The 20,447-nt window shown below is 72.1% G+C and carries 19 protein-coding genes and 1 tRNA gene; 12 read left to right on the forward strand and 8 right to left on the reverse strand.

What is annotated here, in order from left to right; genetic code table 11:
- The first annotated feature begins 177 nt into the window (after window positions 1-177).
- The gene (locus tag E1262_RS23030; RefSeq protein WP_132106024.1) at window positions 178-564 is read left to right on the forward strand and encodes a YidH family protein; all 387 of its coding nucleotides are present in this window, start codon (window positions 178-180) and stop codon (window positions 562-564) included.
- A 3-nt stretch (window positions 565-567) separates the two neighbouring features.
- Window positions 568-888: a DUF202 domain-containing protein gene (locus tag E1262_RS23035; RefSeq protein WP_132106026.1), complete on the forward strand. Its 321-nt coding sequence runs from the start codon at window positions 568-570 to the stop codon at window positions 886-888.
- On the opposite strand, the gene E1262_RS23040 is transcribed toward E1262_RS23035, so the two are convergent.
- Complete coding sequence (locus tag E1262_RS23040) at window positions 873-1,790, reverse strand: N-acetylmuramic acid 6-phosphate etherase (RefSeq protein ID WP_132106028.1); 918 nt, start codon at window positions 1,788-1,790, stop codon at window positions 873-875. The two genes, E1262_RS23035 and E1262_RS23040, sit on opposite strands and share 16 nt — an antisense overlap.
- Entirely contained in the window at window positions 1,787-2,509 is a 723-nt protein-coding gene (locus tag E1262_RS23045; protein WP_203454255.1) for a GntR family transcriptional regulator, read from the reverse strand. The genes E1262_RS23040 and E1262_RS23045 overlap by 4 nt, the downstream gene beginning before the upstream one ends.
- Before the next feature lie 82 nt (window positions 2,510-2,591).
- On the opposite strand from E1262_RS23045, the gene E1262_RS23050 reads away from it, so the two are divergent.
- The 3 genes from E1262_RS23050 to E1262_RS23060 are packed head-to-tail and all read left to right on the forward strand — an operon-like array spanning window position 2,592 to window position 7,189.
- On the forward strand, window positions 2,592-4,160 hold the full coding sequence (locus E1262_RS23050) for a family 10 glycosylhydrolase (protein WP_132106032.1): 1,569 nt from the start codon (window positions 2,592-2,594) through the stop codon (window positions 4,158-4,160).
- Window positions 4,161-4,169: 9 nt separating this feature from the next.
- The gene (locus E1262_RS23055) at window positions 4,170-4,730 is read left to right on the forward strand and encodes a class I SAM-dependent methyltransferase (protein ID WP_132106034.1); all 561 of its coding nucleotides are present in this window, start codon (window positions 4,170-4,172) and stop codon (window positions 4,728-4,730) included.
- A gap of 32 nt (window positions 4,731-4,762) precedes the next feature.
- Entirely contained in the window at window positions 4,763-7,189 is a 2,427-nt protein-coding gene (locus tag E1262_RS23060) for a GH116 family glycosyl-hydrolase (RefSeq protein WP_132106036.1), read from the forward strand.
- An 8-nt stretch (window positions 7,190-7,197) separates the two neighbouring features.
- Here E1262_RS23060 and E1262_RS23065 read toward each other — a convergent pair whose 3' ends face one another.
- Window positions 7,198-7,482 (reverse strand): twin-arginine translocase TatA/TatE family subunit, encoded by a 285-nt coding sequence (locus E1262_RS23065; RefSeq protein ID WP_132106038.1) that lies wholly within the window; start codon window positions 7,480-7,482, stop codon window positions 7,198-7,200.
- A 167-nt stretch (window positions 7,483-7,649) separates the two neighbouring features.
- Here E1262_RS23065 and E1262_RS23070 point away from each other — a divergent pair, with 167 nt between their 5' ends.
- From E1262_RS23070 to E1262_RS23080, 3 genes are all read left to right on the forward strand, one after another.
- Window positions 7,650-8,018 (forward strand): hypothetical protein, encoded by a 369-nt coding sequence (locus E1262_RS23070; protein ID WP_132106040.1) that lies wholly within the window; start codon window positions 7,650-7,652, stop codon window positions 8,016-8,018.
- 85 nt (window positions 8,019-8,103) lie between these two features.
- Window positions 8,104-10,686 (forward strand): protein translocase subunit SecD, encoded by a 2,583-nt coding sequence (secD, locus tag E1262_RS23075; protein ID WP_132106042.1) that lies wholly within the window; start codon window positions 8,104-8,106, stop codon window positions 10,684-10,686.
- 62 nt (window positions 10,687-10,748) lie between these two features.
- Window positions 10,749-10,822 (forward strand) — tRNA-Thr (locus E1262_RS23080).
- A 192-nt stretch (window positions 10,823-11,014) separates the two neighbouring features.
- Here E1262_RS23080 and E1262_RS23085 read toward each other — a convergent pair.
- A complete protein-coding gene (locus E1262_RS23085) occupies window positions 11,015-11,251 on the reverse strand; it encodes a hypothetical protein (RefSeq protein WP_132106044.1) in 237 nt (78 codons plus the stop codon).
- Between the two features lie 36 nt (window positions 11,252-11,287).
- Between E1262_RS23085 and E1262_RS23090 the strand changes: the two genes are divergently transcribed.
- Window positions 11,288-12,085 (forward strand): class I SAM-dependent methyltransferase, encoded by a 798-nt coding sequence (locus tag E1262_RS23090; RefSeq protein WP_132106046.1) that lies wholly within the window; start codon window positions 11,288-11,290, stop codon window positions 12,083-12,085.
- Window positions 12,086-12,099: 14 nt separating this feature from the next.
- Here the strand turns inward: E1262_RS23090 and E1262_RS23095 are convergent, their stop codons facing one another.
- The 3 genes from E1262_RS23095 to E1262_RS23105 all read right to left on the reverse strand — a co-directional run bounded on the left by E1262_RS23095 (window position 12,100) and on the right by E1262_RS23105 (window position 15,373).
- Complete coding sequence (locus E1262_RS23095) at window positions 12,100-13,419, reverse strand: MFS transporter (RefSeq protein ID WP_132106048.1); 1,320 nt, start codon at window positions 13,417-13,419, stop codon at window positions 12,100-12,102.
- Between the two features lie 388 nt (window positions 13,420-13,807).
- Window positions 13,808-14,248, reverse strand: coding sequence for a CBS domain-containing protein (locus E1262_RS23100; protein WP_132106050.1), 441 nt, complete (start codon window positions 14,246-14,248; stop codon window positions 13,808-13,810).
- Window positions 14,249-14,344: 96 nt separating this feature from the next.
- Window positions 14,345-15,373 carry a LacI family DNA-binding transcriptional regulator gene (locus E1262_RS23105; protein ID WP_132106052.1) on the reverse strand — a complete coding sequence of 343 codons (1,029 nt, stop codon included), beginning with the start codon at window positions 15,371-15,373 and terminating at the stop codon, window positions 14,345-14,347.
- Between the two features lie 206 nt (window positions 15,374-15,579).
- Between E1262_RS23105 and E1262_RS23110 the strand changes: the two genes are divergently transcribed.
- A complete protein-coding gene (locus tag E1262_RS23110) occupies window positions 15,580-16,701 on the forward strand; it encodes an ABC transporter ATP-binding protein (RefSeq protein WP_132106054.1) in 1,122 nt (373 codons plus the stop codon).
- 67 nt (window positions 16,702-16,768) lie between these two features.
- Complete coding sequence (locus tag E1262_RS23115; protein WP_132106056.1) at window positions 16,769-18,037, forward strand: DUF4032 domain-containing protein; 1,269 nt, start codon at window positions 16,769-16,771, stop codon at window positions 18,035-18,037.
- 124 nt (window positions 18,038-18,161) lie between these two features.
- Here the strand turns inward: E1262_RS23115 and E1262_RS23120 are convergent, their stop codons facing one another.
- Window positions 18,162-18,536: a YciI family protein gene (locus tag E1262_RS23120; RefSeq protein ID WP_132106058.1), complete on the reverse strand. Its 375-nt coding sequence runs from the start codon at window positions 18,534-18,536 to the stop codon at window positions 18,162-18,164.
- A 129-nt stretch (window positions 18,537-18,665) separates the two neighbouring features.
- Here E1262_RS23120 and E1262_RS23125 point away from each other — a divergent pair, with 129 nt between their 5' ends.
- Window positions 18,666-20,252, forward strand: coding sequence for an MFS transporter (locus E1262_RS23125; protein ID WP_420810555.1), 1,587 nt, complete (start codon window positions 18,666-18,668; stop codon window positions 20,250-20,252).
- Window positions 20,253-20,447 lie beyond the last annotated feature (195 nt).

The raw sequence follows: 20,447 nt of genomic DNA on the forward strand, positions 1-20,447 counted from the left end.
CTCGACCGCCGCGCCGGACTCGCCGGTGGCCTCCTGGACGATCCGCGATCCCCTGAACGTCAACGGCGCCCGGCCCGGGCACCCCCGGCTGCCGTCCCAGCGGGGGGCCGGTCGGCACCGCCGCAGCACGCCTCCGACACAATCGAGAGCGACCCACAACATCGAGAGCGACGGATCATGACCAACAGCGCGGAGCGCGACGACACCTCCCGCCGCTGGCCGCGCAGCGTCTACGGGGCCGGCAGCGAGCCCGATCCACGGTTCACGTTCGCCAACGAGCGGACGTTCCTGGCCTGGATCCGCACCGCCCTCGCGCTGCTGGCGGCCGGCATCGCGCTGGAGGCACTGGAGATCCCCGACCACACCGCGCTGCGGCTGGTCCTCGTCGTGGCGCTGTCGCTGCTCGGCGCCACCTGCAGCGTCCTGGCGTTCTTCCGGTGGGCCCGGGCGGAGCGGGCGCTGCGCGAGGCGCGGCCGCTGCCGTCGCCCGCGCTGGCGCCGGTGCTGGCGTTCGGGCTGGCCGTCGCGGCCATCGTCATCGTCGTCGTGCTGATCGCGCCCTGACCGATGACCGAGCGGACCTACGACCATGGTGCACAGAACGAACGGACGGCGCTGGCGTGGACCCGCACCGCGCTCGCGCTGCTGGTCGGCGTCGTCCTCGCCAGCCGGCTGGCGGCCGAGCCGCTCGGCCCGGCGGCGATGGTCTTCGGCCTGGCGGTGGCGCCGGTCGCCCTGCTGATCCTGGTGCTGGCCCGGCGGCGCTACCGGCGCTCGAACGAGGCGCTGCACGCTGACCGCGCGCTGCCCGACGGCAAGCTGCCGGCGCTGGTCGCGCTGGTCACGCTGCTACTGGCGGCTCTGGAGATCGCCTACGCCCTGGCCTGACCCGGTGTGAGGGCGGCCCGGACGTAGCCGCCGGCGGCGGCCAGCCGGCGGCGCGCCTCGCCCACGTCGACGCCGGCCAGCAGCATGACCGTCGCCGTCTTCGTCTCGTCCCCGCTGGCGGCCAGCGCCGCCTCGACCGCCGCGCCGGACTCGCCGGTGGCCTCCTGGACGATCCGCTGGGCCCGGCGGCGCAGCTTGTCGTTGGTGGCCCGCACGTCGATCATCAGGTCGCCGTGGGTGTGGCCGAGCTGCACCATGACCAGCGTCGAGATGGTGTTGAGCACCAGCTTGGCCGCGGTGCCGGCCTTGAGCCTGGTCGAGCCCGCCACCACCTCAGGTCCGGTGAGCGCCTCGACGGCGACGTCGGAGGCGGCGGCGATCGGCGAGCCGGCGTTGTTCACGACGGCGACGGTGTAGGCGCCGGCCTCGCGCGCGGCGGCCAGCGCGCCGAGCACGTACGGCGTCCGCCCCGAGGCGCTCACCGCGACCACGACGTCGTCGGGCCCCGGCTCCAGCTCCGAGAGGTCGGACCGGCCGCCGTCGTAGTCGTCCTCGTCGTGCTCGGCCGCCGAGCGCACCGCGCCGAATCCGCCGGCCATGACGGCGACGACCTGGCGTTCGTCGACGCCGAAGGTGGGCCCGCATTCGGCAGCGTCGAGGACGGCGAGCCGCCCGGGCGTGCCGGCGCCCAGCTCGATCAGCCGGCCGCCGCGGCGCAGCCGGGCCACCGTCGCGTCGATCGCCTCGACCAGGCGGTCGCGGGTCGCGGCGACGGCGTCGACGGCCACCCGGTCCTGCTCGGCCATCAGGTCGACCTGCTCACCGGTGGTGCGCAGGTCGAGGTCGGCGGCGGCCGGCAACCGGCCCTCGGTCGCGAGCAGGTCCAACTCGGAGTTCGTCACTCGGCCGTCCTCGCCGGCCTGCGGGCCGGCTGCAACTCGACACGGAACTGGTAGCGGTCGCCACGGTAGACGGAGCGGACGAACTCGACCACCCGGCCGGCGGTGTCGCGGGAGATGCGCTCGAACAGGAACGCCGGCGAGTGCAGCGGCACGCCGAGCAGCTCGGACTCCGTCTCGTCGGTGACGGTCGCCTCGATGGTCTGCACGCCGCCGGCCAGCTCCAGCCCGTACACCTCGTGCAGTAGCTCATAGAAGGAGCCGTCGGCGAGCATCGTGCCGTCCAGTCCCGGGGCGATGCTGCGCGGCACGTGCAGGGTCTCGACCGCCATCGGCGCGTCGTCGGCCAGCCGCAGCCGGGTCACGCGGACGACGTTCTCGCCCGGCGAGATCTCCAGCCGGCGGCCCAGGGGCGCGCCGGCCAGCACGTCGTCGACGGCCAGCGTGCGGCTGGACGGAACGGAGCCGCGCTGGCGCATGTCCTCGGAGAACGACGTGACCGCCAGGCCCTGCGCGATCTTCGGCCCCGCGACGAACGTGCCGGCGCCCTGACGGCGGACGAGGCGGCCCTCGCGGACCAGCTCCTCGACGGCCCGCCGCAGCGTCATCCGCGAGACGCCGAACCGCGGCGCGAGCGTCCGCTCGGCCGGCAGCGCGTCGCCGACGGTCAGCTCCGCGACCAGGTCGAGGATCTCGTCCCGGATCGAGTGGTACTTGGCCACGCCCGCACCCCCTGTAGACGTATCGGGCAAAGTCTTCCAGACTTGGCGCCCATATTGGTCTAGTCCATCGAGGAGGACCAGCGTGAGCCGACGTCGTCGCACGCTTCCCGTCATCGTCGCACTCGTCCTGGCCGTCGCCGCGGCGCCCCCGGCCGCGGCCGAGCCGGATCCCGTACCGGAGCAGTGGCGCAGCTACTGGGTCGACGCCTTCAACGAGGGCATTTACACCCCCGCGCAGGTCGAGGAGCTGGTCGGCGAGGCACTGGAGGTCAACGCGAACGCGCTGATCGTCCAGGTCGCCCGCCGCTACGACTGCTTCTGCAACCGGGCCGACTACCCGCGCACCGACGCCGCCATCGCGTCGGCACCGTACGACCCGCTGGACGAGGTGATCGAGCAGGCCCACGCGGCCGGGCTCGAGGTGCACGCGTGGGTCAACTTCGGCACGCTGTGGAACTCCGCGACGCCGCCGCGCTCCCCCGACCACGCCTTCAACGCGCACGGCCCGAGCGCCACCGGCGCCGACCGCTGGCTGAACAAGCGCGTCGACGGCACCGAGAGGGTCGGCAACAACAGCTTCATCGACCCCGCCAATCCGGCCGCCCGCGACTACGTCGTCGGCGCGATCCAGAGCATCGTCCGCGAGTACGACGTCGACGGCATCAACCTCGACTACATCCGCTACCCCGACCACAACTCCACCACCACGCACAGCGACTGGGGCTACAGCGAGACGTCGATCGCCCGGTTCCAGGCCACCACCGGCCGCACCGACGTGCCGGCGCCGTCGGACGCGGAGTTCACCGAGTGGCGGCGCGAGCAGATCACCAGCCTGGTACGCCGCATCTACCTCGGCATCTTCGAGGTGGACCCGACGGTGCGGCTGAGCAACGACGGCATCACGTACGGCTTCGGCCCGCAGAGCGTCGGCGGCTGGGAGAAGACCCGCACCTACGCCGAGGTCCTGCAGGACTGGAAGGGCTGGCTGGACGAGGGGATCATCGACACCGTCGTCGCGATGAACTACAAGCGCGAGTGGATGCCCGACCAGGCGCGGATGTTCGCCGAGTGGAACGAGGTACTGGCCGACTGGCAGGGCGACCGGCAGACGGTGTCCGGCCCGGCGCTGTACCTCAACGAGGTCGACGACAGCGTCCTGCAGGTCCGCGACCTCCTCACCCCGACGACGGCCGGCAACACCGTCGCCGGCTGGAGCGGCTACTCCTACGCGAACCCGTCGCTCACCGCGGCCGCCGGGTCACCGGCGGTGAAGGACGCCGAGCGGGCCGCGCTGGCCGCCGCGCTCACCATCGGACCGGACGCCCCGTTCGCCGAGGACGCCGCTGTCCCGTCGATGCCGTGGAAGGAGGACCCGACGACGGGCAACGTGGCGGGCACGCTGCGGCTGCGCACGGGGGCGCCGCTCGACGGCGTCACCGTCACCCTGCAGCCGGTGGCCGGCGACCGCGAGACCCGCACGCAGGTCAGCGACGGCTCCGGCTGGTTCGGCTTCGTCGACGTGCCGCCCGGCGTCTACCTCGCCCGCTACGACCTGCCCGACCGCGTCACCGGCGCGCCGTTCAGCGTGGTCCGGGTCCAGGCCGGTGAGTTGTCCGCCGCGCAGCCCCAGCCGTTCATCGAGCTGCCGTAGCCTCGGATTATGAGCGGCTTCGGCGCCGTCGGCGCGCGGCTTTACTCCTGGTTCAACCGCCACCCGGAGACGAACCGGGCGGTGGTCGACCTCGCGGAGCTGCGCGCCGGCGAGGCGGTGCTGGAGGTCGGCTGCGGGCCGGGTCTCGCGCTCGAGCTGGCCGCCCGGAAGGCCGGCGCGGAGCACGTCGCCGCTGTCGACCCGTCCGAGACGTTCGTCGCGATGGCCCGCAAGCGGGTGCCGGGGGCTGACGTCCGAGTGGCCGGCGCCGAGGACGTCCCGTTCGCCGACAGCTCGTTCGCGGCCATCTACACGCTCGCCTCGATGCACCACTGGGACGACCGCGACGCCGGTCTGGCCACGCTGACGGCGAAGCTGCTTCCAGGAGGGCGGCTGCTGCTGGCCGAGCGGCTGCTCGACCGGCCGGGCCACGGCATCACACCGACTCAGCTCGGCGAGGTCTCGGCCCGGCTGGCCGACTTCGGGCAGACCGGCGTGCGCACCGTCCAGCGGCAGGTCGGCCGCCGCACGCTGGCCGTCATCGTCTCGGAGCGACCACTCGCGGCTTGACATGGAATGCCGTTGCACGTTCCAGTCTGACCATGACGACCCCGGAATGGCCGGTCCTGCGCCGGTACGACGCGGACCACTCGCTGCGCATCGCCCTCCCGCTCGGTGGCATCGGTACGGGGACGGTGTCCCTCGGCGGCCGCGGCGACCTGCGCGACTGGGAGATCCGCAACCAGCCGGCGAAGGGCTTCGCACCGCGCGACAGCTTCTTCGCCGTCCGCGCGGGTGACGCCGTCCGTGCGCTGGAGGGGCCGATCGACCCAGTGCTGTACGAGGGCTGGGAGGGCGCCGCGGTGCCCAACCACAGCCTGCCGCGGTTCGCCCGCTCGGAGTTTCTGGGCGCCTACCCGCTCGGCCAGGTGCTGCTCGACGACCCGGACATGCCGGTGACGGTGCGGCTGCAGGCGTTCAACCCGCTGGTCCCGTCCGACGTCGAGGCCAGCTCGCTGCCGGTCGCGGTGCTGCGGTACGCCGTCACGAACACCGACGGCGAGCCGCTGGACGTCACCGTCGCCGGCAGCGTGCGCAACCCCGGCAAGCGGCCGCGCAACGAGCGCCGCGGCGACGGTGTCCTGCTCCGGTCCGGCGGCGACGAGCTCGTCGAGCGCTGGGGCTCGCTGGCCCTGGCCGTCCTGGACGAGGACGACGTCACCGTGCGCACCGCCTGGGCCGGGTCCAGCTGGGGCGGCCCGCTGCTGGACTTCTGGGACGACCTCTCCGCCGACGGGCGGCTGGACGAGCGGCCTGCGGACGGCGAGCCGGTGGCGTCCGTGGCCGCGCTGCGCACGCTGGAGCCGGGCGAGACGCACGCCTTCACGTTCCTACTGACCTGGCACTTCCCGAACCGGCGGGACTGGCGCGGTGAGAACGTCATCGGCAACCACTACGCGGTCGCGTACGGCGACGCCTGGGACGTCATCGACACCGTCGCCCCGAAGCTCGCCGAGCTCGAAGATCGCACCGTCGCCTTCGTCGGCGCCTTGACCGGCAGCGACCTGCCCGCCGCGATCGTCGAGGCGGCGCTGAGCAACGTCAGCACGCTGCGCTCGCCGACCTGCTTCCGCACCCCGGACGGCCGGTTCTACGGCTGGGAGGGCTGCCACGACGACAGCGGCAGCTGCTACGGCAACTGCACCCACGTGTGGAACTACGAGCACACGACGCCGTACCTGTTCGGCGAGCTGGCCCGGTCGATGCGCGAGCTGGAGTTCCGGTACGCCACGGCCGACGACGGGCACATGAGCTTCCGGCTCGAACTGCCGCTGGACCGCGCCCGTTCGCACGGCGTCGCCGCCGCGGACGGGCAGATGGGCTGCCTGGTGAAGCTGCACCGCGAGTGGCGGCTCAGCGGCGACGACGACCTGCTGCGCGAGCTGTGGCCGGCCGCCCGCCGGGCCCTGGAGTTCGCCTGGGTCCCCGGCGGCTGGGACGCCGACCGCGACGGCGTCATGGAGGGCTCCCAGCACAACACCATGGACGTCGAGTACTTCGGCCCGAACCCACAGGTCGGGACGTGGTACCTGGCGGCGCTGCGGGCCGCCGAGGAGATGGCCTGGCACCTCGGCGACGACGAATTCGCCGCCACCTGCGCCGACCTGTTCGCCCGCGGCAGCGCCTGGATCGACGCGAACCTGTTCAACGGCGAGTACTACCGGCACGAGATCCGCCCGCCGGGCAGCGAGGACGCCATCGCGCCCGGCCTGCGGCTGCCCGGCATCGGCGCCCGCGACCTCACCGAGCCGGAGCTGCAGATCGGCGACGGCTGCCTCACCGACCAGCTCGTCGGCCAGCACGTCGCCCGGCTCACGGGGCTCGGCGACCTGCTCGACACCGGCCATGTGCGCACCACGTTGCGCAGCATCCTGCGGCACAACGACCGCACCGCGCCCGGTGCCCCGTTCAACCCCAAGCGCAGCTACGCGCTGGCCGGCGAGCCGGGCCTGCAGGTCGCGTCGTACCCGCACGGCGACCGCCCGGCGCGGCCGTTCCCGTACTTCGCCGAGGTGTGGACCGGCCTCGAGTACACGGCGGCGATCGGCCTGCTCCAGGCCAGCCTGACCGACGAGGCGATCCAGGTCGTCGAGGCGGTCCGCAGCCGGTTCGACGGCCGCCGGCGCAACCCGTTCGACGAGGCCGAGTGCGGCCACCACTACGTGCGCGCGATGGCCGCCTGGGGCACCATCCCGGCGCTCACCGGCTTCGGGTACGACGGCGTGAACGGCGCGCTCCGCTTCGCGTCCGCCGACCTCACCGGTGGCCCCGTCACGTGGTTCTGGGCCGGCGGCGACGCCTGGGGCACGGTGACCCAGGCGCCGTGCGACGACGGCGTGCGGGTCGGCGTGGCGGTGCGCGGCGGCCGGCTCCGGCTGACAGTCCTCACCATCGACGGGATCGGCACGGCCGAGCTACCCGGCCGCGTCCTCTCGGCCGGTGCGACCGCGGATGCGACCGTCGGCTGAGGGGCCCGTCACTGGGCGGGACGCGGCTCCGGGTCGGCCGGGGCGGCCGCGGTCTCGGTAGCGGACTGGGCCGCGGTGGCCTGGGCGGTGGTCGCCTGCGGCTGCTCGGCCGGCGCCGGGGTGACGATGACGGCGTTGGATGCGTCGCTGTCGGCCGGCTTCCCCATCTCGGTCTTGAAGATCTTCAGCGACTGGCCGATGCCGCGGGCCATCTCCGGCATCCGCTTCGCACCGAAGAGCAGGAAGATGACGATGAGGCCGATGATCAGCTCAGGCGTACCGATGTTGGGCATAAGGTCACTTCTTCCCTGACAGGTACCGGTCCGCACCATCGTACGCCGCCGGGGTAGCGGGTATGGTTGGCGCGGTTCGAGGGACGGCGCGCGAGACGCCGTCGAGAGCCGAGTCAGGAGGTCGGACAGTGCCGGGTCGCCGCTCCGGGGACCACGCGGGCAGCCGCGTGCTCCGGAAGTTGTGGGCGCTTCCCGCCATCCTGCTCTCCGGCGCCCTGATGCTCATCTCGTCCGGGCCGCCCGCGGCCGCGGCGCCGTCCGGACAGCACCGCGGCTCGTCCGTGACCGCTGCGCCGGAGCTCGGGTCGTCGGCGCCGTCCATCGCCGACGCCGGCGACGTCCTCGACCTCGCCGTCGTCGCGGCCGCCGTCACCGTCAAGCTCGGCTACGCGCCGCCCGCGGCCGGGGGCACCGTCGTCGGGCCGCTCGACCGGTACCTCCTGGAGGCCGGTCCCGCACCGGCCGACCGCGTCCCGGCCGACGCCGCGTGGACGCCCACCGACCCACAGCGCGGGCCGCCCGCGATCCGGCAGTAGACGTCCCTCAGCTCTTCCGCCCGACGGTGCGCCGGCTCGTGCCCGCGCCGCTGGGCACGTCCCTTGGAGATCTCCTGTGGATCGCATGACCGCGCTCTACCTCGTCGGTGGCGCGACCGCCGTCATCCTGGCGACGTACGCCTTGTTCCGGCGGCGCGCCCGGAAACGCAGCACCGGCTCGTCCGACGGTGGCCGCGTGGCCCGGGCAGTCGCCGCCACGCTGGTGCTCGCCGGCTCCGCCTTCGTCACGCTCACGTCGAGCCCGAACCTCGGCCTCGACCTCGAGGGCGGTGCGCAGATCGTCCTGGAGACGCAGGACACCGACACTGTCCAAGCCAACGCCGAGTCGACCGACCGCGCCCTCGAGGTGCTCCGCCGCCGCGTCGACGCGCTCGGTGTCTCCGAGCCGTCGCTGAGCCGGTCCGGCGACCGCCGCATCATCGTGGAGCTGCCCGGGGTCTCCGACCCGCGCGAGGCCGCCGACGCGCTCGGCCGGACCGCGCAGCTGACGGTGCACCCCGTCCTCGGCTACGACACCTCCGGCCTGCCGACGGAGACGCCCACCGAGACCCCGCCGGCCACGCCGCCTGCCGAGACGCCGCCCGCCACGCCACCGGCCACCGAGGGCTCCGTCGGCGGCGCCATCGAACCCGAGGCACCCGCCGGCGACACCGGTATCGACGTCGTCGCCGGCTCGACGCCGGCGCCCACTCCCGCGCCCACCGAGACCCCAGCGCCGACGGAGACGCCGGCCCCGGACGCGGACGGCCAGCTGGTGCTGCCCGACGAGTCCGGCCAGCCGCTGATCCTCGCGCCCACCGCGATGACCGGTGAGGAGATCGACGGCGCCGACGCCATCTACGACGTGCAGCGCGGCGGCTGGCTCGTCACGCTCGACTTCAGCGGCAGCGGCGGCGGCACGTGGGCACAGCTCACCAGCGACGCCGCCTGCCAGCCGGACGGCGACCCACGCCGACGCATCGCCATCGTCCTCGACGACACCGTCATCTCCTCGCCGAACGTGACGACCAGCGTCCAGTGCGGCGTCGGCATCCGCGGCGGCCAGACCGAGATCACCGGCGACTTCAGCGAGGAGGAGGCCAAGGACCTCGCGGCGCTGGTCGAGGGCGGCGCCCTCCCGGTCGACGTCACCACCGTGGAGCAGCGGGTCGTCGGCCCGACGCTCGGCGACGAGGCCATCGAGGCCAGCGCCTGGGCGGCGATCATCGGTATGGCCGCCACCGCGATCTTCATCGGCATCGCGTACCGCCTGGTCGGCCTGATGGCGGTCCTGGCGCTGATCGGCTACGCCGGCATCGCCTACGCCGCTCTGAGCGCGTTGGGCGCCACGCTGACCCTGCCCGGTCTGGCCGGTTTCGTGCTGGCCATCGGCATGGCCGTCGACGCCAACGTGCTGATCTTCGAACGGGCCCGCGAGGAGTACGTCGACGGCACGACGAAGAGCCTGCGCGGCGCGGTCCAGAGCGGGTTCAAGAACGCACTGTCGGCGATCGCGGACTCCAACGTGACGACGCTGCTGGCCGCCGGGCTGCTGTTCTTCCTCGCCTCCGGCCCGGTCCGCGGCTTCGGCGTCACGCTGACCATCGGTGTACTCGCCTCGCTGCTGTCGGCGCTGGTGCTGAGCCGGGTGCTGGTCGAGTGGCTGGCCGACCGGCGCTGGCTGCGCAACCACCCCGACGCCAGCGGCCTGGCCCACCACGGCCGGGTCCGGCTCTGGCTGCGCCAGCGCAACCCGCAGCTCATGACCAGGCCGCTGCGCTGGCTGCTGATCTCGGCGGTCGCCGTCGTGCTGGCCCTGGGCGGCATCCTCGCGCGCGGCCTGGAGTTCGGCATCGAGTTCACCGGCGGCCGGCTGGTGGAGGTGTCCACCACCGAGCCCGTCGACGTCGACGACGCCCGCGCCGCGGTGGCCGACGCCGGCTTCCCGACGGCCATCGTCCAGGAGTCCGGCGACGACGACATCACCGTCCGGGCCAGCGACATGTCCGACGACCAGGCCGCCACTGTCATCGAGGCGATCGGCGACCTCGGCGGCGGGTCCGAACTGATCCGTGACGAGCTGATCGGCCCCAGCCTCGGCGACGAGCTCCAGCGCAACGCGCTCATCGCGCTGGGGGTCGCGCTTGCGGCGCAGCTGGCGTACCTCGCGATCCGGTTCCGATGGACGTTCGGCACCGGCGCCGTCGTGGCCCTGTTCCAGAACGTGATCGTCACCATCGGCATCTTCGCCTGGATCGGCAAACCGCTGGACGGCATATTCCTCGCCGCGCTGCTGACGATCATCGGTTACAGCGTCAACGACGCCGTCGTCGTGTTCGACCGCATCCGCGAGACGTGGACCCGCAGGGGCGAGGAGAGGTTCGCCGACGTGTCCAACACCGCCATCCTCAACACCCTGCCGCGGTCGGTGAACACCGGTGCGAGCACGCTGTTCATCCTCGTCGCCCTGCTCGTCCTCGGCGGTGACTCGCTGTCGGACTTCGCGCTCGCGCTGGTCCTGGGCATCCTGATCGGTACGTACTCGTCGAACTTCACGGCGGTGCCGCTCACGATCCTGCTCGAGGACAAGAAGCCGGCTCCTCCGCCGGCGCCGAAGAAGGTCGACAAGCGCAGCCGGGAAGACCCCAACTACGGCGCCGTCGTCTGACGGCCCGCGTCACCCGACGCAGTGGAGGGGACGGTGCCCGCTCGGGTACCGTTTCCTCTTCTGCCCGAATAGCTCAGCTGGTCAGAGCAACCGCCTTGTAAGCGGTAGGTCGTCGGTTCGAATCCGACTTCGGGCTCCGAGAAAGTGGCCCCTTGGAAGGCGTCCTCACACTTCACTAGGGCATGCATGCCCTGTAGAGCGGTAAGAGCCCTACTCAACGTGATCATTTGTGGCTCGTCGACCCGTTCCGTGCCGCGTTGGCCTGTGGTTGGGGCGTGGGCCGGCACGGGTGTCCACGTGGTGAGATTTCCCGGTGATTCGGAGGCCATCACGAGGTTTTCTGGAACGTCACTATGCCTGCAATCGTGTTGAGGCTCGGGTAATCCTGGTGATGTGAGCGATCCCGTCCCCCTGACAACTGCCCGTTCTTCGCCGCGGGCGTGCGGGTCGAGCGGTCGTCGCCGTCGGACGCCGGCGCCAGGTGGTGCTCGGCACTGGACACGTAGACGCGCGCGAGCCCGTCCGCGTCGTCGGGCAGTCGCGCTTCCCGGATCCGAATCTCCATGGCGCCATCCTGCCCACCCGTGGCAGCATCCCCGCCATGGCGGAGCGGCAGTTGCGCACGATCTTCGACGAGGACGCCGCGCTCTACGCCGAGGCCCGGCCGGGTTATCCCGACGCGATCTTCGCGAGCCTCGGTGAGCTGGCGGAGCTGGGCCCGGGCGCGCGGGTCGTGGAGATCGGGCCCGGGACCGGCCAGGCGACGCTGGCCCTGGTCGCCCGCGGTGCGCACGTCGTCGCCGTCGAGCTGGGGGCGAACCTCGCGGCGGTGCTGCGCGAGCGGACCGCCGGGCAGCCGGTCGAAGTGGTGGAGTCGGCGTTCGAGCACTGGGCCGCGCCGCCCGCCTCCGCCGACCTGGTGACGTCGTTCACCGCCTGGCACTGGCTCGACCCCGCGGTGCGGGCGGACCGGGTGGCCGCCGTGCTGCGACCCGGCGGCGCCCTCGCCACGGTGACGACCGAGCACGTGCTCGGTGGCACGGCGGATTTCTTCGCCGACGTGCAGGAGTGCTACGAGCGCTGGGACCCGGCCACCCCGCCCGGCCTGCGCCTCCAGCCGGCCGACGCGATCCCGCCGGTCACCGACGAGATCGATGACTCGCCGCTGTTCCAGCCCGCCGTCCGCCGCCGCTACCGCGCCGACGTCACGTACGACGCGCGCGGCTACCTCGACCTGCTGTCGACGTACTCCGGCCACCGGGCGCTCCGCCCCGACCTGCGCCGCGGTCTGTTCGACTGCATCGGCGGCCTGATCGAGAACCGGTACGGCGGCACCATCACCAAGGCCTATCTCTACGAACTCCGCGTCGCCCGCACCTGGCCGAAAAACACCCCGTGACCGGTGGCCGCCTTTCACGGCCGCTCGCGCCGGCGACGACGACGCTCGGCGATGACGTCGCGGATGGGTGGGACGACGACGCCGCTCTCGGCCATGCGACGGCGGGCCAGCCGCCGCGAGCGCAGGATGCCGGCCAGCCCGATCGCCCACATGACGTACTGCACGCACATCGCCACGCGGAAGTCGCCCAGGTCGTACTGCGACGACGACGCGCCGCCGCTGCGGGCGTCGAGGACCAGGCCGATGGCGAGGACGGTCAGCAGCGAGGCGAGGAAGCCGCCCACGTTGACGATGCCCGTCGCCGTGCCCAGGCGGTTCGGCGGGTTGAACGTGCGGGCGAAGTCGAAGCCGATCATCGAGCCGGGGCCGCTGAGGGCCATGGACAGCACCAGCAGCACCAGCAGCCAGCCGGGCGCCCGCCCAGGCATTAGCAGGACGGCGGTCCAGGCGGCCGCGTTCGCGAACACGATCCCCAGCACCAGCCAGGACCGCCGCAACGGGTGCCGCTGCACCATGACGCCGATGACCGGGCCGGCGACCACGCCCGCGATGACGGTGAGCGTCAGCAACGCGCCCGCCGCCGCCTGCGAGACGCCCTCGCCGGAGACCAGGAACGGGAACCCCCACATCAGCGCGAACACCGTGCCGGAGAACTGGGTCGTGAAGTGCGTCCACAGCCCCAACCGGGTGCCCGGGTGCCGCCACGCGGTGACGAGGTCGGCGCCGAGGTGGCGCATCGAGCCGTCCGCCAGCGGCTGCGCCCGCGCCGACGGGGTGTCGCGCAGCGCCGCGGCGGCCAGCACGCACACCAGCACGCCGGTCGCGGCCGCCGAGGCGAACGCCGGGCTCCAGCCGTAGGTATGCAGTACGGCGACGAACGGCACCGCGGACAGTACCTGGCCCGCCTGCCCAACCAGCCCGGTGAGCTGCGTCATCACCGGGACCCGGCCGGGCGGGAACCAGGCGGAGACGATGCGCAGCACGCTCACGAAAGTCAGCGCGTCGCCCATGCCGACGAGCACGCGGCCCGCCGCGGCCGGCGGCACCGACCCGGCGATCGCCAGGACAGCCTGCCCGGCGGCCATGAGCAGCGCGCCTGCGACGACCAGCCGCCGTCCGCCGACGCGGTCGAGCAGCAGCCCGATCGGGATCTGCAGGCCGGCGTAGACCACCAGCTGCAGCACGACGAACGAGGCCAGCACGCTGGCCGACACGTCGAAACGGCCGGCCGCGTCCAGCCCCGCCACCCCGAACGTGGTGCGGTGCATGACCGCCACGATGTACGCGGATACGCCGACCGCCCAGATGGTCCAGGCACGGCGGGGAGTCGACATCAGGGTTCCATTGTCCACGGCCGCGCTCCGGCGCGATCGCGAAGGACCCGGCACCCCAGGAGGGAGCACCGGGCCCTCCGACTTCGGTCACGAGGGCATGTGACCATTCCGACTGCGGGTTTGATTTCAGGCGGTCCCCACAATCGGAAGTGGCGGCTCGAAAACCACCACGTCCGAGAATGCGCGGCTGCTCACAACGCATGACAATCTCGCGCAAAATTCGACCGGGCAAAGACTTTCAGAGATCGACTTGGCGTGCAGGTCGACGCGCCCGGACCTGGGAACACGCTGACCGATTTGCCGGTAAACGTGAGGAAAGATCGGCCGATCGGTGGAGGGCCGCATGGGTCCGATGACGGCGACCCCGGCACAGCGCCGGAGTGCGCCGTCAGGTGGCGGCGGTGCGGATGTAGGACGAAAGGGAGTCGCGCTCGACCTCGAGCTCGGTGATGCGGATCTTCACGACGTCGCCGATGCTGACGATGCCGTCGAGCCCGCCGTCGTCGGTGACCACCGGCATGTGCCGGAACCGGCCCAGCGTCATGGCGGCGGCCAGCTCGTCGACGTGCTGGCGCGGATCGCACGTCTGGACCTCGGCCGTCATGATCGCGGAGACGGGCTCGGAGAGGACGGCGGCACCGCGGGCGGCGAGCGCCCGGACGATGTCGCGCTCGGAGACGATGCCCTCGATCGCCCTGCCGTCGGCGGACACCACCACCGCGCCGATGCGGTTCTCGGCCAGAACGGTGAGCAGGGAGCGGACGTCTGTGTCTGGGGGCACCGTCACGACGGCCTTGCCCTTGGTCCGGATGATGTCGGAGATGCGCATCGGGGGCCTCCTCGCCGGCTCGGAGTACTCCTGGTGCCATTGAACCGTACGGTGTTCGCGACGATCGGGAAAGGCTTCTGGACAGTCGGTCGTGGTTTACCCCGGATTGTCCGCCCCAAGCCAGGCCGCGCCGGTCGATCCGCGCACCACCAGCTCCGGCGTGAACAACAGTTCCGAGCGGTCCGCGGGCACACCGGCGATCTGCTCCAGCAGCGCCTGGACGGCGGCCGCCGCCATCGCGGGGACCGCCTGCCGGACGGTGGTCAGCGGCGGGTCGGTGAACGGGATGAGCGGGGAGTCGTCGTAGCCGATGACCGACACGTCGCCGGGCACCGTCAGCCCGCGCTGCCGGACCGCCCGGACGGCGCCGAGCGCCATCAGGTCCGAGCCGCAGACGATGGCCGTGCAGCCGGCGTCGAGCAGCTGCTCCGCACACGCCCGGCCGCCCTCGACGGTGAAGAACGACGTCGCGACCATGCCGTCCGGGTCGGGCGCGCCGGGAACAGTGCGCAGCGCCCTGGCGAACCCCTCGATCTTCCGGGCCGCCGGGACGAACCGGCGCGGTCCGATGGCCAGGCCGATGCGGCGGTGGCCGAGCGACGCCAGGTGCTGCACCGCCAGCTCGGCCGCGGCGACGTCGTCGGTCGACACGAACGGCACGCCCAGCCCTGGGACGAACCCGTTGACCAGGACGATCGGCAGCGCCAGCTCGCGCAGCCGGTGGTACCGCGCCGGGCTCGCCGTGCTGTCGGCGTGCAGCCCGGAGACGAACAGGATCCCGGCGACCCCGCGGTCGATCAGCATCTCGACGTACTCGTCCTCGGTGACCCCGCCGGGCGTCTGGGTGCACAGCAGTGGCGTGTACTCGCGCTGCGCCAGGATGGTCTCGATGACTTGCACGAACGCCGGGAAGACGGGGTTCTCCAGCTCGGGCACGATCAACCCGATGAGCCCGGCGCTGGTCGAGCGCAGGCGGCTAGGCCGCTCGTAGCCGAGGACGTCGAGCGCCGCCAGCACCGCCTGCCGGGTCTGCGCGGCCACGCCCGGCTTGGCGTTGAGCACCCGGCTGACCGTCGCCTCGCTGACCCCGGCATGCGAGGCGACGTCGCTGAGCCGCACCGTCATGGACGGACGGTACCGCGCGTGCCGCCCCGGCCAGTGACCACGAGCGCGCCGGCGTGACCTACGTCACCCCCGGGTGACGGATCGAGTGTCGCCATATAGTGTCTCGTAACACCCGCAACCTGGCAGTAACCCGCGGGACAACTTCATACCCCGTCCACTTCACTACGGATCGTCCGGCACGTACCTGCCGGTGAAGGGAAGCAACGATGGCTACGGTCACGTTCGACAAGGCCACCCGGATCTATCCGGGAACCGACAAGCCGGCGGTCGACGCTCTCGATCTCGCCATCGAGGACGGGGAGTTCCTCGTTCTCGTCGGCCCCTCCGGTTGCGGCAAGTCCACCAGCCTCCGCATGCTGGCCGGCCTCGAAGAGGTCGACGGCGGCGCCATCCGCATCGGCGACCGCGACGTCACCCACATGCCGCCCAAGGACCGCGACATCGCGATGGTCTTCCAGAACTACGCGCTGTACCCGCACATGTCCGTGGCCGACAACATGGGCTTCGCCCTGAAGATCGCCGGCACTCCGAAGGACGAGATCCGCCGCCGGGTCGCCGACGCCGCGAAGCTGCTCGACCTCTCCGAGTACCTCGACCGCAAGCCCAAGGCGCTCTCCGGTGGTCAGCGCCAGCGTGTCGCCATGGGCCGGGCCATCGTGCGTGAGCCGCAGGTGTTCCTCATGGACGAGCCGCTGTCGAACCTCGACGCCAAGCTGCGCGTCTCGACCCGCACGCAGATCGCCTCGCTGCAGCGCCGGCTGGGCATCACCACGGTCTACGTCACGCACGACCAGGTCGAGGCCATGACCATGGGCGACCGCGTCGCGGTGCTCAACGCGGGTCTGCTGCAGCAGGTCGACAGCCCGCTGGGCCTGTACGACAAGCCGGCCAACGTGTTCGTCGCCGGGTTCATCGGCTCGCCGGCCATGAACATCGCGACGTTCGACATCAAGGACGGCCGCGCCGTGCTGGGTGACGCCGACGTCGCCATTCCGGCCTCCATCTCCTCCAAGGTCGCGGCCGAGGGCTCCAACACCGTCGTCCTGGGCTTCCGGCCCGAGGCGCTCCTCCCCGCGTCCGCCGAGGAGCAGGGCGGCATCCCCGTGCTCGTCGACGTCGTCGAGGAGCTCGGCTCCGACGCGTACGTCTACGGACGTCCGGCCGGCCCGGCCGCAGAGGAGCAGGCCGACCGCCTGCGCAGCGACCAGGTCATCGCCCGGGTCGAGCCGCGCAACGCGCCGCAGAAGGGCGACAAGATCAACTTCGCCATCCGTCCGGGCAGCGAGCACTTCTTCTCGGTCAAGACCGGCGAGCGGCTCGAGCCCTGAGCCACCGCCTGATCACCAGCTGAACGCAACGGCGAGGATCCGGCGCTCCGTACGGGACAATGAGCCCATGGAGCTACGGATCCTCGCCGCACCGCGCGAGCAGCAGGCGCTCCTCGACCTGCCCTGGGACATGCCCTTGGAGCAGTGGCCGGAGTGGTACCTGGTCGCGCTCCCCCGTGGTATCTCGCGGCACGTCGTCCGCTTCACCCGGCTCGGCCGCAACGTCTACGCGCTGAAAGAGATCGTCAAGCCGTTCGCCGACCGCGAGTACCAGATGCTGCGCGACCTCGCCCGGCTGGACGTTCCGGCGGTCCAGGCCGTCGGCGTCGTCAGCGGCCGCGAGGCTCCCGACGGCAGCACGCTCGACTCCGTGCTCGTCACCCGGCATCTGCAGTTCTCCCTGCCGTACCGCGCGCTGTTCGCCCGCATGATGCGCCGCGACACCGTCGACCGCCTCATCGACGCGCTCGTCGTGCTCATCGCCCGGCTGCACCTCACCGGCTTCTACTGGGGCGACTGCTCGCTCTCCAACACGTTGTTCCGCCGCGACGCCGGCGCGTTCGCCGCGTACCTCGTCGACGCCGAGACCGGCGAGCTGCACAACGCGCTCAGCGACGGCCAGCGCGCGCACGACCTCGACACCGCCCGCACGAACATCGCCGGCGAGATGATGGACCTCCTCGCCGCCGGCCAGCTCGACGAGAGCGTCGACCCGATCGCCGTCAGCGACCAGGTGGTCGAGCGGTATGAGGCGCTGTGGATTGAGCTGACCGAGTGGGAGGCGTTCGACGTCAACGAGCGCTGGCGCATCGCCCGCCGGGTCGACCGCCTCAACGAGCTGGGCTTCGACGTCGACGAGCTGGACATCGTCACCGACATCGGCGGCCGCACCATCCGGGTCCAGCCCAAGGTCGTCGACCCCGGGCACCACTCGCGCCGGCTGCTGCGCCTCACCGGCATCGACGCGCAGGAGAACCAGGCCCGCCGGTTGCTCAACGACCTCGACACCTACGCCGCCGTCACCGAGCAGCAGGGCGAGGACGAGGAGATCGTGGCCAACGCCTGGGTGCTGGACAGCTACGAGCCGGTGCTGCGGGCGATCCCGCGCGACCTGCGTGGCAAGCTCGAGGGGCCGGAGATCTTCCACGAGGTGCTCGAGCACCGCTGGTACCTCTCCGAGAACCTCGGCCACGACGTCGGGCTCGAGGAGGCCGCGCGCGACTACGTCGACACCGTGCTGCGGCACAAGCCCGACGAGCTGGCCATCCTGGGCGGGACCAGCGCCGAGGCCGACACCACGCAGCCGTTCCGCATCACCTGGAACGACCTCCAGTAACCGTGATCCGGGGCACGTCACGAGGCCTTCTGCAGCATCACCAGGCCTGCGATCGTGTTGATGCTCCAGAAATCTTGATGATGCGGGCGATCGTCGAAGATCACGTCGCGCCGTTCCGGCCCAGTCAGATGCGGTACGGCGCGTCGCCGCGGACGGCGTCGGTGACCGCCTCGTTCACGGGGCGGATCTCGACCGCCCCGCCGACGCCGCACGGGATGCGCGCCGCGATGGCCGCCGCCTCCTCGGGCGTCTCGCAGTCGACCAGGTAGTAGCCGGCCAGCAGCTCCTTGGCCTCGAGGAACGGGCCGTCCGTGACGGCGGGCGCGCCGCCGCGCCCGTGCGTGCGCACCGTCTGCACGCCGGCGCCGCCGAGCGCGGCCGAGCTGAGCACCGTCCCGGCCTCGTTGAGCTCCTTGAACAACGTCACGTGGCCTTGCAAGCGCGCCTCGGGGTCGGGGTCGGCGGCCGAGTTGTTGTAGATGAGCAGCAGGTACTTCACGGGGTCTACCTTCTCACGAACTTGATGTGACCCAGGTCACACGAAGATGTTCACGGGCCGATGTCGAAATCCGTTCCGCGACCGCGACGTACCGGGTGACAGCGCGATCGAGAAGGACCTGAGAGAGGGATCACCGTGACGACCATCGACACCTCGGCTCCCGTGGAGCGAGCCAGCAAGCGCGAGTGGATCGGCCTGGCCGTGCTCGCCCTGCCCACCCTGCTGCTGGCACTCGACATGAGCGTGCTCTACCTGGCCCTGCCGCACCTGGCGGCCGACCTGCAGCCGAGCAGCACCCAGCTGCTGTGGATCACCGACATCTACGGCTTCATGGTGGCCGGCTTCCTCGTCACCATGGGGACGCTGGGCGACCGGATCGGCCGCCGGAAGCTGCTGATGACCGGCGCGGTGGCGTTCGCCGCGGCCTCGGTGCTGGCGGCCTACTCCACCAGTGCCGAGATGCTCATCGCGACCCGGACGGTGCTGGGCATCGCGGGCGCGACGCTGATGCCGTCGACGCTGGGCCTGATCAGCAACATGTTCAAGGACCCGAAGCAGCGCGGCGTCGCGATCGCGGTCTGGATGAGCTGCTTCATGGGCGGGACGGCGCTCGGCCCAGCCATCGGCGGGGTGCTGCTGGAGGCGTTCTGGTGGGGTTCGGTGTTCCTCCTGGGCGTGCCGGTCATGGCACTGCTGCTGGCGACCGGTCCGGTCCTCCTGCCCGAGCACCGCAACCCGCAGCCCGGCCGGATCGACCTGGCCAGCGTGGCCCTGTCGCTCGGCACCATCCTGCCGGCCATCTACGGCCTCAAGGAGCTGGCCAAGGACGGTGTGACCACCACGGCCGTGGGCGCCCTGATCGTCGGCGCCGTCGTGGGCGTCGCGTTCGTCCGGCGGCAGCTGCGGCTGGCCGACCCCCTCGTGGACCTGCGGCTGTTCCGCAACCGGCGGTTCAGCTCCGCGCTGGGCCTCTTCTCCGTCGGCGGGTTCGCGATGGGCGGGATATTCCTCTTCGTCAGCCAGTACCTGCAGCTGGTCGAGGGCCTGTCGCCGCTGCAGGCCGGCCTGTGGCTGGTCCCGCCGTCGGTCGCGATGATCGGTGGCACGATGTTCGGCCCGGCGCTGAGCCAGCGCCTGGGGACCGGCTGGGTCATCGGCGGCGGCATGGGCCTGGCAGCGGTCGGCTTGGCGCTGATGACGCAGGTCGCCGCGACCGGCGGGCTCGGTCTGATCGTGGCCGGCCTCATGGTCGCGACCGTGGGCCTCGGCCCGGGTGCCGCCCTGGGCGTCGACATCGTCGTCGGCTCCGCCCCGCCGGAGCGCGCCAGCTCGGCGGCGTCGGTCGCGGAGACCAGCGGCGAGTTCGGCATCGCGCTCGGCATCGCCACGCTGGGCAGCCTGGGCACCGCCATCTACCGTTCCGATCTCACCGTCCCCGAGGGCACGCCGGCCGAGCTCGCGACCGCCGCGCAGGACTCGCTGTCCGGCGCCGCCGTGGCCGCCGCGCACCTGCCGGGCGACGTGGCCGGCCCGCTGATCGAGGCCGCTCGCGAGGCGTTCATGACCGGCCTCAACACGGTCGCCGGCATCGGCGCCGCCGCGATGTTCGTCTTCGCGGTCGTCGGTGTGACCCTGTTCCGCCGGTTCCAGCCGCCCGCGCCGGCGCCGGAGACGCCCGACGTGACCGACGCCGAGCCGGAGCCCGTCGCGGCCTGACCCTCGAGCGCTGTCCCGCGAGCCGGGGCCGGTCCACCCGACCGGCCCCGGCTCTCGTGCGTTCAGCGACGGCGATCGGGCGGCACACTCCATCACGGTGGTCCTGCGCCACGCCCTTTCGTTGATCTTGGAGTTGTTCGGCCATCTATCGGACATACCGCCCCACAATGGCCGAACAACTCCAAGATCAACGGG

This window comes from Jiangella aurantiaca, assembly GCF_004349105.1.
GTDB classification, from domain to species: domain Bacteria; phylum Actinomycetota; class Actinomycetes; order Jiangellales; family Jiangellaceae; genus Jiangella; species Jiangella aurantiaca.

Bases quoted from the DNA above. Each gene is read 5' to 3' on its own strand.
- secD (WP_132106042.1), top strand. From the start codon at position 8,104: ATGACCGCGCTCTACCTCGTCGGTGGCGCGACCGCCGTCATCCTGGCG.
- E1262_RS23090 (WP_132106046.1), top strand. From the start codon at position 11,288: ATGGCGGAGCGGCAGTTGCGCACGATCTTCGACGAGGACGCCGCGCTC.
- E1262_RS23115 (WP_132106056.1), top strand. From the start codon at position 16,769: ATGGAGCTACGGATCCTCGCCGCACCGCGCGAGCAGCAGGCGCTCCTC.
- E1262_RS23055 (WP_132106034.1), top strand. From the start codon at position 4,170: ATGAGCGGCTTCGGCGCCGTCGGCGCGCGGCTTTACTCCTGGTTCAAC.
- E1262_RS23030 (WP_132106024.1), top strand. From the start codon at position 178: ATGACCAACAGCGCGGAGCGCGACGACACCTCCCGCCGCTGGCCGCGC.
- E1262_RS23065 (WP_132106038.1), bottom strand. From the start codon at position 7,482: ATGCCCAACATCGGTACGCCTGAGCTGATCATCGGCCTCATCGTCATC.
- E1262_RS23110 (WP_132106054.1), top strand. From the start codon at position 15,580: ATGGCTACGGTCACGTTCGACAAGGCCACCCGGATCTATCCGGGAACC.
- E1262_RS23060 (WP_132106036.1), top strand. From the start codon at position 4,763: ATGACGACCCCGGAATGGCCGGTCCTGCGCCGGTACGACGCGGACCAC.
- E1262_RS23095 (WP_132106048.1), bottom strand. From the start codon at position 13,419: ATGTCGACTCCCCGCCGTGCCTGGACCATCTGGGCGGTCGGCGTATCC.
- E1262_RS23085 (WP_132106044.1), bottom strand. From the start codon at position 11,251: ATGGAGATTCGGATCCGGGAAGCGCGACTGCCCGACGACGCGGACGGG.
- E1262_RS23035 (WP_132106026.1), top strand. From the start codon at position 568: ATGACCGAGCGGACCTACGACCATGGTGCACAGAACGAACGGACGGCG.
- E1262_RS23100 (WP_132106050.1), bottom strand. From the start codon at position 14,248: ATGCGCATCTCCGACATCATCCGGACCAAGGGCAAGGCCGTCGTGACG.
- E1262_RS23105 (WP_132106052.1), bottom strand. From the start codon at position 15,373: ATGACGGTGCGGCTCAGCGACGTCGCCTCGCATGCCGGGGTCAGCGAG.